This window comes from Arthrobacter sp. S2(2024) (genome assembly GCF_036662515.1).
Taxonomy (GTDB): Bacteria; Actinomycetota; Actinomycetes; order Actinomycetales; family Micrococcaceae; genus Arthrobacter.
Genome location: NZ_JAYKZI010000015.1, coordinates 37464 through 49329 on the forward strand (window position 1 = coordinate 37464; position 11866 = coordinate 49329).

General features: G+C 63.6%; 9 protein-coding genes. 2 read left to right on the forward strand and 7 right to left on the reverse strand.

Annotated features, from left to right (window positions below; all coding sequences use genetic code 11):
- Window positions 1–4 precede the first annotated feature (4 nt).
- Window positions 5–946, reverse strand: a complete 942-nt coding sequence (locus VLA65_RS19470; protein ID WP_059389488.1) for a carbohydrate ABC transporter permease — start codon at window positions 944–946, stop codon at window positions 5–7.
- Between the two features lie 228 nt (window positions 947–1174).
- On the opposite strand from VLA65_RS19470, the gene VLA65_RS19475 reads away from it, so the two are divergent.
- Complete coding sequence (locus VLA65_RS19475) at window positions 1175–2377, forward strand: Gfo/Idh/MocA family protein (protein ID WP_332603444.1); 1203 nt, start codon at window positions 1175–1177, stop codon at window positions 2375–2377.
- Window positions 2378–2390: 13 nt separating this feature from the next.
- Window positions 2391–3410 (forward strand): LacI family DNA-binding transcriptional regulator, encoded by a 1020-nt coding sequence (locus tag VLA65_RS19480; protein WP_059389490.1) that lies wholly within the window; start codon window positions 2391–2393, stop codon window positions 3408–3410.
- A 19-nt stretch (window positions 3411–3429) separates the two neighbouring features.
- Here VLA65_RS19480 and VLA65_RS19485 read toward each other — a convergent pair whose 3' ends face one another.
- The 6 genes from VLA65_RS19485 to acs all read right to left on the reverse strand — a co-directional run bounded on the left by VLA65_RS19485 (window position 3430) and on the right by acs (window position 11776).
- The gene (locus VLA65_RS19485; RefSeq protein ID WP_284990340.1) at window positions 3430–4209 is read right to left on the reverse strand and encodes a DeoR/GlpR family DNA-binding transcription regulator; all 780 of its coding nucleotides are present in this window, start codon (window positions 4207–4209) and stop codon (window positions 3430–3432) included.
- A 29-nt stretch (window positions 4210–4238) separates the two neighbouring features.
- Entirely contained in the window at window positions 4239–6299 is a 2061-nt protein-coding gene (locus VLA65_RS19490) for a beta-galactosidase (RefSeq protein ID WP_332603445.1), read from the reverse strand.
- A gap of 5 nt (window positions 6300–6304) precedes the next feature.
- On the reverse strand, window positions 6305–7210 hold the full coding sequence (locus VLA65_RS19495) for a carbohydrate ABC transporter permease (protein ID WP_059389492.1): 906 nt from the start codon (window positions 7208–7210) through the stop codon (window positions 6305–6307).
- Window positions 7207–8211, reverse strand: coding sequence for a carbohydrate ABC transporter permease (locus tag VLA65_RS19500; protein WP_059389493.1), 1005 nt, complete (start codon window positions 8209–8211; stop codon window positions 7207–7209). Before VLA65_RS19500 ends, VLA65_RS19495 begins: the two co-directional genes overlap by 4 nt.
- Before the next feature lie 14 nt (window positions 8212–8225).
- Window positions 8226–9542: an ABC transporter substrate-binding protein gene (locus tag VLA65_RS19505; protein ID WP_306959257.1), complete on the reverse strand. Its 1317-nt coding sequence runs from the start codon at window positions 9540–9542 to the stop codon at window positions 8226–8228.
- A 197-nt stretch (window positions 9543–9739) separates the two neighbouring features.
- Window positions 9740–11776 (reverse strand): acetate--CoA ligase, encoded by a 2037-nt coding sequence (gene acs / locus VLA65_RS19510; protein ID WP_332603446.1) that lies wholly within the window; start codon window positions 11774–11776, stop codon window positions 9740–9742.
- Window positions 11777–11866 lie beyond the last annotated feature (90 nt).

The window sequence follows — 11866 nt, forward strand, 5'->3', positions numbered from 1 at the left end:
TTCCTTAGTCCAGGTCCGTCTCGTTGCCTTTGAGGAACTTCATCTGGATGAAGGCCACGAGGGCGAGAATGATGAAGAGAATGACGGACAGCGCTGAGGCGTAGCCGAAATCGGACTCGCCGAACGCCTTTTGGTAGATGTACATCTGGATGACCCGGGAGGCATTGACGGGTCCGCCTCCGGTAGTCACGGCAACGGTGTCGAAGACCTGGAATGAACCGATGACGGTGACCACAAGGACCAGGACCAGCACCGGGCGAAGGAGCGGCATGGTGATGCTCCAGAAGGTCCGGGTGGGGGAGGCGCCGTCAAGGTTGGCTACCTCGTAGACGTGGTTGGGGATGGCCTGCAGGCCGGCGAAGATCAGCAGGGCCGTGTAGCCCATGTGCCGCCACACGTTGACGAAGGCGATAGTCGGAATGGCCCATTGATCGCTGCCGAAGAAGGCGATGCGGGGCAGGCCCATCCAGTTGATGATCTCGTTCACGATGCCCAGCTGGTAGTCCAGCATCCAGAACCAGAGCAGCGCGACGATCACGTTCGCCACGAGGAACGGCAGCAACAGGACGCCGCGGATGAAGGTGGACTTGGCCACGCGGTGCATGAGGAGCGCGAGTCCGATGGCGATGACGGTCTGGAAACCGATGTTCAGTGCAACGTATTGGACGGTGACGGCCATCGCGTTCCAGAACAGGTCGTCGCTGAAGATCGACGTGTAGTTCTTCAGGCCGATCCAGGTGGGATCACCCAGGATGCTGTACTCGGTGAAGCTGAGGTAGATGCCCCGGATGGTGGGGACGAGGAAGAAAAGAACAAAGCCGATCATCGCCGGGAAGATGAAGAGCAACGCGATCTTCAAGTCACCGATCCGGCGGATGCCGAACCTTTTTGGTTTGCCCGGTTGGGGAAGCGCGGCGGGCTCCGCTTGTTTGGCAAGGGTGGTCATCTTCGACCCTTTCCTGACTGTGATGTGGGTTACAACTGATGGAAATCTACACGAGTAGATATGAAGGGGTCAAGTGGTCTTGTGAACTTTTGTTCGATTATTTTGGATTTATTGCTTTTTATTGACTCGAGTAGATCCCAGTGATTCACTGGCCTGAGTCACTCGTCGAGCCTCTCCGGGCGCGGCGATGGCATTCTGAAGCCACCCACACGAATCGAAGGGCTAACAATGACGTTTTCAATGGGAGTAGTAGGCCTCGGCCAGTTCGGCGGCCAATTCGCCCACCTCTTCAAGCTCCACCCCGGGGTTTCAGCGGTCTACGCAGTGGACGAGCTCCCTGAACGGGCGTCCAAAGCTGTTGAACAGCTGGGGCTCGACGGCACTATGGCCAGTTTCGACGAGTTGCTGGCCTCCGACGTCGACGCCGTCGCCATCTTCACGCAACGCTGGACGCACGGGCCCTTGGTGATCAAGGCGCTGCGCGCCGGAAAGCACGTCTATTCGGCTGTTCCGATGGCAATCTCGGAGGAACAGATCGCCGGGATCATCGACGCCGTGCGTGAAACCAAGCTTGTCTATGCCATGGGAGAGACCAGCTTCTACAACCCCGCAACCGTCTATGCGCGCAAGCAGCACGCCGCCGGAAAGTTCGGCCGCATCTTCTACACCGAAGGCGACTACGTCCACGACATGGACCTGGGCTTCTACGAGGCCTACCAGTACAGCGGTGGCGAAAACTGGAAAGCAACCGCCAGCTACCCGCCCATGCTGTACCCGACGCACGCCATCGGAGGCGTGCTGGGCGCGATACCGGGCCACGCCGTGAGCGTCAGCTGCATCGGCGTCAAGGACGATCGCGGCGACGGCGTCTTCGACAAGGAAGTCAGCATGTTCGACAACGACTTCTCCAACGCCACTGCTCTGTTCGAAATGAACGACGGCGGCGCGATGCGCACCAACGAGATGCGCCGCGTCGGCTACCCCTCGCATATCCGCGAATCGCGCTTCCGCTTCTTCGGCACGGAGGCAAGCTTCGAACAGCTGGCCACCACCACGCTGTGGCAGGACAAGGAGGGGGTCTTGGACGTCTCGGACCAGGTGGAGACCAAGCCGAGCATGTCGGCCGATGACCCCTCGTTGGTGGACGTCGCCCCCGAACTTCGCGGTGCGTTCATCTCCGGCCTCGCTCCGGTGCACGACGCCGGACGGCTCCCCGTTGAATTCGAGGGAGCCCCCACCGGGCACGAAGGCAGCCACCAGTTCCTGGTGGACGACTTCGTCACGGCCGTGAACAAGGGAAGCCTTCCTCCGGTCAACGCGTGGGTGGCGGCGCGCTTCACGCTCCCCGGCGTCGTGGCGCACGAGTCCGCGCTCCGCGGCGGGGAACGGCTCCCCATCCGCGATTTCGGCGATGCTCCGGAGGCTTTGTAGCTAGCATGATCCAATGACTACTTCGGCAGTGCACACCCCGCGCGGACCGGTGACGCGCAAAGACGTGGCCCGGTACGCCGGGGTGAGCACCGCCGTCGTGAGCTATGTGGTGAACGGCGGCCCCAAGAAGGTGGCGCCGGCAACGGAAGCGAAGGTCCAAGAGGCCATCCGGATCCTGGGATACCGGCCGAATGCCGCGGCGCGTGCGCTCAAAATGGGATCCAACCAGACCATCGGCCTCGTGATTCCGGACTCCAGCAACCCCTTCTGGGCCCTGCTGGGACACGCTGTGGAAGTGGCTGCCGCCGAGCGCGGCTATGCCTTGCTGCTGACGAATTCCGACAACAAGCTGGACTCCGAACGCCGCCACATCCGCAACCTCGCTGACCGGCAGGTTGATGGCGTGGTCCTGGCCAGCGTCATGTTCGAACCTGATCTACTGGAGCTTTTCGGCACTGAAATCCGCTCGGTCCTGCTGAACCATGCCTCGATCGCCCCTGGTTTCAACAGCGTCGGAGTGGACCTTGAGGCCGGAGCCCGCTTGGCCGTGGAACATTTGATCGGCCACGGCCACACCAACATCGGACTCGCCATGGGCATCACGGCGGACAACGTGACGGACGGACGGGAAGAGGGGTGGCTGCGTGCTCTGCAAGCCGCCGGTCTGCCTCCTGGACCCCTTGCACGCGACGGTTTCGACCGCCCCGGGGGCTATGCTGCCGGACGGCGCCTCCTGGCCTCTGCCAACCGTCCGACGGCGATCTTCGCCAGCTCCGATATGCAGGCAATCGGGGTCCTGCGGGCAATCCGCGAGGCAGGTCTCTCCGTTCCGGAGGATATCGCCGTGGCGTCCTTCGACGGCTCGGTTGAGGCTGAATACACCTGGCCGGCCCTGACCACGGTGGAACAGCCGGTGTGGGAGATGGCAGAGGCCGCAGTATCCGCGCTGGTGGGCGAGAACCGCAACGAACCCCCGCAGCACAGGGTCTTCCCCACCCAGCTCCGCATCCGCCAATCGTGCGGGTGCCCGTAACGCCTTCCCCGCCCACGCGTTAGTGAGCGGCGATCCTGAGCTTTCCGACGCCGTCGGCGAGGATGCGCCGGGCATCCTCGCCGAGGTGCGAGTCCGTCACGAGTACGTCGGCTTCCTCCAGCTGGGCAATCGATGCAATGCCCACCGTTCCCCACTTGCTGTGGTCCGCCAAGACCACCACGTTGCGTGACGCGCTGATGAACGCCCGGTTGGTTTCGGCTTCCTGCAGGTTCGGCGTGGTGAATCCGGCGTCCGCATCCATGCCGTGGACGCCCAGGAACAACATGTCCAAATGCAGTTGCTTCAGCGCGGCCGTCGCGATGGGACCCACCAGAGCGTCCGACGGCGTGCGCTCGCCGCCCGTCACGATGACCGGGAAAGCCTCCCGCGAACCCGAGGCGTTGTGGAAGAGATCCGCAATCCTGATGGAGTTCGTCACCACCGTGATCCGCGGGCCTTCCAGGAGTACCTTGGCGAGCTCGTAGGTGGTGGTTCCGGCGCTCAAGCCCACGGCCATGCCTTCGTGGACCAGGGTGGCGGCCTCGACGGCGATCGCGTGCTTTTCGTCGACCAGTTGGGTGGATTTCAGCTCAAAGCCGGGCTCGTGGGTCCGGGCATCGCCCGGTATCTTGGCCCCGCCATGGATGCGCTCGACGAGCCCGGACTCCTCAAGCGACTCGATGTCGCGCCGAACAGTCATGGCTGAGACGCCCAGCAGTTGCGCGAGGTCCGAGACGCGGACAACGCGTTCACGCTGGACGGCGTCGACTATGGCGGTGTGGCGGGCTGCCTGAAGCATCGGAGCCTTTCTGGACGGACGGCGGGTGGCTAGGCCGGAGTGGCGACGACGGCGACGCCTCCGGCAGTCAGGTTTAGCGTACCTCCGGTGGGTGTCCCGCCCAGGAGCTCGACGCCGTCGAGCGGCACCTCCACGTCCCGCGCGCTGTGGTTGATGACGAAAGTCCAGTCCTTGGTGCCGTTGCTCCTGCGGACGATTTCCACGTCTTCCGGAGGCTGAACGCCCAGGACCGGTGCCACTCCGGCGTCCGAGCAGAGGAGCTGGACGAGTTCGGCCAGCCCCTCGCGGCCCAAGGTCGTGGCGACGTAGTAGGCGGCACCGCGCCCGGCGGATCCCGCCCGGCGGGTCACCGCGGGCGAGCCGTCGACGCCGGTGCGTGCGCCGCTTGTGTCCGTGCCGCCGTCGAACGTGGCAAGAACCTCCGCCGCGGTTGCCTTCCCCAGCTCGCTCCAGACCGTCCCCGAGCCGAAGCGGCTCAAGCCCACGGCATCGCCTGAGCGCAGGGGGAAGAATTCCTCCATGCTGACGCCCAGCAGTTCGGAGAATGCACCTGGGTAACCGCCGCCGTTGACCGGATCCATCCGGATGTGGTCGTTCTCGTCAACGATCCCGGAGAAATACGTGATCACGAGGGTTCCGCCGGCTTGGACATACTCGTGGAGCTTCGCGGCGGCCTCATCGGTGACGAGGTACAGCATGGGCGCGATCACCAGTTTGTAGCCGGAAAGGTCGTCGGTGCTTTGCCGGATGTCCGTGGTGATGCCGGCCCGGTAGAGCGCATCGTGCCAGCGCCGCGTTTCCGGGAGGTTCCGCGCGTCTTCGCTGGGATGCGAGTCCAGTTCGGTGCCCCAGCGGGCGTCGGTGTCATGGATGATGCAGGCTTCGGCCTGGACCGTTGAGCCGGCCACCTCCGAAATGCTCTCGAGCGCCCGGCCCAGCTCCACCACTTCGCGCCACACTTTGCTGTCGCGGCCGGCGTGGGGGACCAGTCCGGAGTGGTACTTTTCGGCCCCGGCGCGGGAAGCTCGCCATTGGAAGAACAACACGCCGTCGGTTCCGCGGGCCACGTGCTGCAGGGAATTGCGCAGCATTTCGCCCGGCACTTTGGCCACGTTGCGGGGTTGCCAGTTGACTGCCGAGGTGGAGTGTTCCATGAGGAGCCATGGTTTGCCCTGTGCCCAGCCGCGGGTGAGGTCCGCCGTCATGGCCAGGTCCTGGAAGTTCCGTTCGTCGGCGGCAATCAGATAGTGGTCGTTGGACACCACGTCCATGTGCCCGGACCAGCGCCAATAGTCCACAGGGGCGTTCAGGCCCATGTTGAAGCCCATGAAATTGGTGGTGACGGGGTGCTTCGAATGTGCCCTGATGATGTCTGCCTCCGCGTTGAAGCACTCAAGCAGTGCGTCGGAGGAGAACCGCGCGAAATCCAGTTGCTGCGTGGGGTTAACCCACGTTCCCGAACGCCGCGGCGGCAGGATCTCGGCCCAGTCGTAGTAATGCTGGGACCAGAAGGCCGTACCCCAGGCCTCATTGAGCGCGTCCAGGCTCCCGTACCTGGCCTGGAGCCATTCCTGGAAGCCACGCTCCGCGTGCGGGCCGAAGTCCGGTTGGTTGTGGCAACCGTACTCGTTGTGGACATGCCACATCACGACGGCGGGGTGACCCGCGTAGCGCTGGACGATCGCCGTCGTCAGGGCTGCTGCGGCCCGGCGATAGTCCGGCGAGCACGCCGCGAAGGCCTGCCGCGAACCGTAGCTTTGCCGGACGCCGTCGGCATCCACCGGGAGCGAATCGGGGTACTTGCGGCTGAACCACGGCGGGGGAGAAGCGCTCGCGTTCGCGAGATCCACGCTGATCCCGTTGGTGTGGAGCAGGTCCAGGATCCTGTCGAGCCAGGCGAACTCGTAGCGGCCTTCTTCGGGCTCCAGAAGGGCCCAACTGAAGATGCCGACACTGACCAGGTTCACTCCGGCTTCCTTCATGAGGGCGACGTCGTGTTTCCAGACCTCTTCGGGCCATTGTTCCGGGTTGTAGTCGCCGCCGAACGCGATCCGGCCGCCCAACTTGTCGACGATGTAATCCATTGCCATGCGTTTTATCCTTTGCTGGAACCGAGCGTGAGGCCGGCCACGAATTGGCGCTGCAGCACGAGGTAGATGATCAGGGTGGGTATCACGGTGATGGTGGCACCGGCCGCCAGGAGGTTGTAGTTGCTGAGGAACTCGCCCTGCAGGTTATTGATGGCCGTCGTGATGGGCAGCCGGTTTCCGCTTTGGATGAAGAGCAGCGGCCAGAAGAAATCGTTGTAGATGAAGATGACTTCCAGGGTTCCGAGCGCCGCGAGGGCGGGTCGGCACAGCGGCAGGATGATGTTCCAGTACTGCCGCCAGATCCCGGCCCCGTCCACCAGTGCGGCTTCCGTCAGGTCGGACGAGAGGGCCTTCATGTAGTTGGAAAGCACGAAGGTGCAAAAACCGATCTGGAACGCAGTGTCCACGGCGATCACCGAGATGTAGGTGTTGAGCAGGTTGCCGGAATCGCTGAAGGAGTACGGCAGCGTGACATGTTTGAACATCTCGAACAACGGAGCCGCCAGGACCTGCGGCGGCAGGAGGTTGCCGGCCGTGAACATGATCAGGAGCGTGACGTTGAACTTCCAGCTCACCCTGGAGACGGCGAATGCCATCATCGAGGCGAAGAACAAGGTCAGGAGCACCGAGGGGACGGTGATGATCACCGAGTTCAGGAGGTATTTCGAGAATCCGCCTTGGGTCCAGGCCGTGATGAAGTTGTCGAAATTGAAAGTGCCGCCAAGGCTGAAGTAGCCGTATTTGTCCGTGTCCGCCTTGGGACGCAAAGCCGTGAACAAGGACCAACCCAGCGGAATAAGCCACATGATGGCCATGACGGTCAGGAAGATGTGGGTCCCGTAGTGGCGTTTGCCGGAGTTCCTGGCGCCCGTGGCTGTTGTACGCGGGATGGGGTTGGCGAGGGTGCTCATGCCTTGCTCTCCTTGCCGAAGGTACGGATGAGGTAGAAGACGATGGGGATCAGCGAGATGACCAGGAGAATGACCGCGAGGGACGAGCCGACGCCGATCACCTGGCCTTCGCCGATCAGGTTCTGGATCACCAGGGCGCTGATCAATTCAAGGCCGTTGGTCCCTCGGTTGATGACGTACACAATGTCGAAGGCACGGAGCGACTCGATGATCGTGATCACCACGATCACGATGTTCACTGGGCGCATAGCCGGGAAGACGATGCGGAAGAACGTCTGCGCGGCGCTGGCGCCGTCAATCGATGCCGCTTCTCGCAGTGAGGGGTCCACGCCTTTGAGCCCGGCCAAGTACAGGATCATGACGTAGCCCGCGTGGCGCCACGTTGCCGCAACCATGGCCGCCCAGATATTCACGTTCGAATTTCCGAACCAGTCCACGGCTTGTGGTGTGCCCGCCGTGCCCAGGAGGTAGTTCAGCAGTCCGCTGTCCCGGTTGTAGAAAAGCTGCCAGATGATGCCGATGAGGGCCAGCGACAACATGACCGGTGTAAAGAAGATGCTCTGGTAGATCTTGCTGCCGCGGATCTTCTGGTCCAGGAGCACTGCCAGCAGCAGGCCGAGGGGTGTTGCGATCAGGGCCAGGAAGACGAGCCAGAGGACGTTGTGTTGAATAGCGGGCCAGAACGGGGGATAGTCCTGGACCACGTAGTGGTAGTTGTCCGTCCCTGCGGCCTTGATGTCCTTCAGGTCCAGGCCGTTCCAGCGGGTGAAGCTCAGCGCGATGGAGAAGAGCGTGGGCAGCCAGACAAGCAGGAGCTGGATCAGGGTAGGCACGCCCACCATGATGGCGAGGACGAATTTGTCGCGGCGCGTGAGGCGGCGGACCCTGCCTGCTTTGCCGGTCCGCCTGCCGGTGCCGGGCTGGCTCTTGCCGGCCGTGGTTCGCCCGGCAGCACCGGGTTCGCTGTCCGGTGCTGCCGGTTTCTCGGCGGTAGTACTCATGGGGATTCCTTCAGCTACTGGGCTGCGTAAAGGGTCTTGGCCTGCGCTTCAAGGTTCTTGACGTCCACGGTGCCGTCCTTGATGAAGGACTGCAGCGCGGGGATCATCACGTTGTTGGCCATGGCAGGGAGGGCGTCACGGTCCAGGAACTGGCTGATGTACTTGGCGTTGGAGATGGTGTCTGCACACTTCTTGTTCAGCGGGGTGAACTTTGACGTGTCGGCGCCCTTGACGGTGGCGATGTTGGAGCCATCCACGGCTGAATAGGCGTTCTGGCCTTCGGCGGATCCCATGAACGCCAGGAAGTCGTGAGCCGCCTTGTTGTCGCCGCCCTTCTTGGACAGGAGCAATCCGTCGATGGGGGCCTCGACGGCGTCGGTGCCTTCCACCGCGATTTCCGGGAACGGGAAGAAATCGATGTCCGCCAGCACGGCGGGATCCGTGAATTGCTGGGTCACGAACGAACCCAACAGGTACATGCCGGTCTTCTTGGCTTCGAGTGCCTTGGCCGCGTCCTGCCAGGTCTGGCCGAGGGCATTGGGGTCCTGGAACGGCAGGAGGGCCTTCCAGGTGTCGAAGACGTCGCTGACCTTCTTCTGGTCCCAGCTTTCCTTGTGGGCGGTCAGGTCCACGTGGAATTGGTAGCCGTTGAGGCGCATGTTGATGTAGTCGAAGGTGCCCATGGCCGGCCAGCCGTCCTTGTCCGCGAAGCCGATGGGGATGATGCCGTCGGACTTCATCTTGGTGGCCAGGGTCTTCAGCTCATCGAACGTCTTGGGGACTGCGTAGCCCTTCTCGGCCCAGAAGCTCTTCCGGTAGAAGAAGCCCCACGGGTAGTTGTAGTTGGGGACCAGGTACATCTTGCCGTCCGGGCCGGTGGAGGCCTTCTTCATGGCGTCGGAGAAGTTGCTGCCGATCGTTGCCCATACGTCGTCCACGGGAGCCAGGAGGCCCTTGCCCGCGTAGTACTGCATGCGGTAGCCGGCGAACCACGTGAAGGCATCGTCGGGGCTGCCCTGGAGGTAGGAGTTGATCTTGTTCTGGAAGTCGTTGTGCGGGACGACGTTGGTGGCCACCGTGATGCCGGACTTCTTGGTGAAGGCATCGGTGACGGCTTTGTAGGCGGCCTTGGGAACGTCGTCCGAGGAACCTGAACCGAAGGTCAGGCTGTTCGAGGAAGCTCCGGGAGCCGGTCCGGATCCGCCGGTGCAAGCAGCCAGCAGCGGAATGCCGGCGAGCCCAGCAGCGCCTATACCGAGCGTTTTCAGGATGGTGCGGCGTCCAGGGCCGGCGTTGTGGGCCGACTGGAACGGGTCAAGATTCGCTGCCATGTTCTCTCCCTTGAAAGCGTGGTGCTTGTGAGTTATCTCACGTAGAACTCGACTATAACCGCTCAAAAGAGAACATGAAAGAACTAAATATAACATTCTTGCGACGGCGGGTTTTAAGACAAGAACGGCGGTCCTCCCGGGAGAGAACCGCCGACCTTGCGTGGTGCCTTGGCGCTTTTGTTTGCTTGGAGCAGAGCCTACTTCTTCAGCGACTCGGCGATCTGGGCCATGATGGTGGGGTCGGACAGGGTGGTGGCGTCGCCCACTTCGCGGCCTTCTGCGACGTCCTTGAGGAGGCGGCGCATGATCTTGCCCGAGCGGGTCTTGGGCAGTTCGGGGACCACGAGGATGTGCTTGGGTTTGGCGATGGGGCCGATTTCCTTGCCCACGTGGTTGCGCAGCTCGAAGACGGTGGCGTCGCCGCTGTTGACGGCGTCCCCGCGCAGGATGACGAACGCGACCACGGCCTGGCCGGTGGTTTCGTCGGAAGCCCCGACGACGGCGGCCTCCGCCACCCACGGGTGGGACACGAGCGCGGATTCGATTTCGGTGGTGGAGAGCCGGTGCCCGGAGACGTTCATGACGTCATCCACCCGGCCCAGGAGCCACACGTCTCCGTCTTCGTCCTTCTTGGCCCCGTCCCCGGCGAAGTACATGCCCTCGAAGCGGGACCAGTAGGTGTCCTTGAACCGTTCCGGGTCCCCCCAGATGCCCCGCAGCATCGCGGGCCAGGGTTCGCGGACCACGAGGTAGCCGCCGTGCCCGTCCGGGACGGACTCGCCGGCTTCGTCCACGACGTCGATCGCGATGCCCGGCAGCGGGACCTGGGCCGAGCCCGGCTTGGTCGCGGTCACGCCCGGAAGCGGCGCGATCATCTGCGCGCCGGTTTCGGTCTGCCACCAGGTGTCCACGATCGGGGCGGGGTGTTCCTTCTTTTCCCCGTTCTTCCCGGCGTTGGAGCCGATGACGTCCCGGTACCACATCCAGGCCTCGGGGTTGATGGGCTCACCCACCGAGCCCAGGACCCGGATCGAGGACAGATCGTACTTGCCCGGGATGTCCCGGCCCCACTTCATGAACGTCCGGATCGCCGTGGGGGCGGTGTAGAGGATGGAGACTTTGTACTTCTCCACGATTTCCCACCAGCGGCCCTGGTGCGGGGAATCCGGGGTGCCCTCGTACATGACCTGGGTGGCGCCGTTCACGAGCGGGGCGTAGGCGACGTACGAGTGGCCGGTGACCCATCCGACGTCGGCGGTGCACCAGAACACATCCGTCTCGGGGTGCAGGTCGAAGACCGCCTTGTGCGTGTACGCGGTCTGGGTCAGGTACCCGCCGGTGGTGTGCAGGATGCCCTTGGGCTTGCCCGTGGTCCCGGAGGTGTACAGGATGAACAGCGGGTGTTCGGCGTCGTGCCCGACGGCGGTGTGCTCACCGGACGCGGCGCCGACGGTGTCCTCCCACCACTGGTCCCTGCCCTCGTGCCAGTCCACCGGCTGGCCGTTGCGCTTGACCACCACGACGTTCCGGACCGAATGGCCTTCCTTGGACAGGGCCTGGTCCACGGCCGGCTTGAGCGGGCTGGGCTTCCCGCGCCGGTACGTGCCGTCCGCGGTGACCACGAGCTTGGCCTCGGCATCATCGATCCTCGAACGCAGGGCATCCGCGGAGAAACCGCCGAACACTACCGAATGCACGGCCCCGATCCGGGCACAGGCCAACATCGTGATCACGGCCTCGGGAATCATAGGCAGGTACACGGCCACCCGGTCACCCTTGGCCACACCGAGCGACTCGAACGCGTTGGCGGCCTTCTTCACCTCTTCGGTCAGCTGCGCGTAGGTGTAGGAGCGGGTGTCGCCCGGTTCGCCCTCGAAATGGATGGCCACCCGGTCCCCGAGCCCGTTCTCCACGTGCCGGTCCAGGGCGTTGTACGCGGCATTGACCTTGCCGCCGACGAACCACTTCGCGAACGGCGGGTTGGACCAGTCCAGGGCCTCGGTGAAGTCCGTGTCCCAGTCCAGCAGTTCCCGGGCCTGCCTGGCCCAGAACGCGGGACGGTCCGCATTGGCTTCCGCATAGACTTCGGCGCCGACTACCGCGTTGGCCGCGAACTCAGCGGTGGGCGCGAACTTCCGGTTTTCATGGAGAAGGTTTTCGAGGGCGTCGCCGTTGCCTGCCCCGTCGGATCCGGGTGCAGCGGTGGTCGTCGATCCATTGGCGTCCTGGGACATGTGAACCTCATCATTCATCGATCTCTGCCGCGCGGTTGTCCTGTGTCGGGGCCGCCCCACGCGCCAATCGTGCACGGCGTTGGGCTGCGG

Excerpts from the sequence above, each read along its gene's own strand:
- VLA65_RS19470 (WP_059389488.1), bottom strand. The coding sequence starts at position 946 with ATGACCACCCTTGCCAAACAAGCGGAGCCCGCCGCGCTTCCCCAACCG.
- VLA65_RS19475 (WP_332603444.1), top strand. The coding sequence starts at position 1,175 with ATGACGTTTTCAATGGGAGTAGTAGGCCTCGGCCAGTTCGGCGGCCAA.
- VLA65_RS19480 (WP_059389490.1), top strand. The coding sequence starts at position 2,391 with ATGACTACTTCGGCAGTGCACACCCCGCGCGGACCGGTGACGCGCAAA.
- VLA65_RS19485 (WP_284990340.1), bottom strand. The coding sequence starts at position 4,209 with ATGCTTCAGGCAGCCCGCCACACCGCCATAGTCGACGCCGTCCAGCGT.
- VLA65_RS19490 (WP_332603445.1), bottom strand. The coding sequence starts at position 6,299 with ATGGCAATGGATTACATCGTCGACAAGTTGGGCGGCCGGATCGCGTTC.
- VLA65_RS19495 (WP_059389492.1), bottom strand. The coding sequence starts at position 7,210 with ATGAGCACCCTCGCCAACCCCATCCCGCGTACAACAGCCACGGGCGCC.
- VLA65_RS19500 (WP_059389493.1), bottom strand. The coding sequence starts at position 8,211 with ATGAGTACTACCGCCGAGAAACCGGCAGCACCGGACAGCGAACCCGGT.
- VLA65_RS19505 (WP_306959257.1), bottom strand. The coding sequence starts at position 9,542 with ATGGCAGCGAATCTTGACCCGTTCCAGTCGGCCCACAACGCCGGCCCT.
- acs (WP_332603446.1), bottom strand. The coding sequence starts at position 11,776 with ATGTCCCAGGACGCCAATGGATCGACGACCACCGCTGCACCCGGATCC.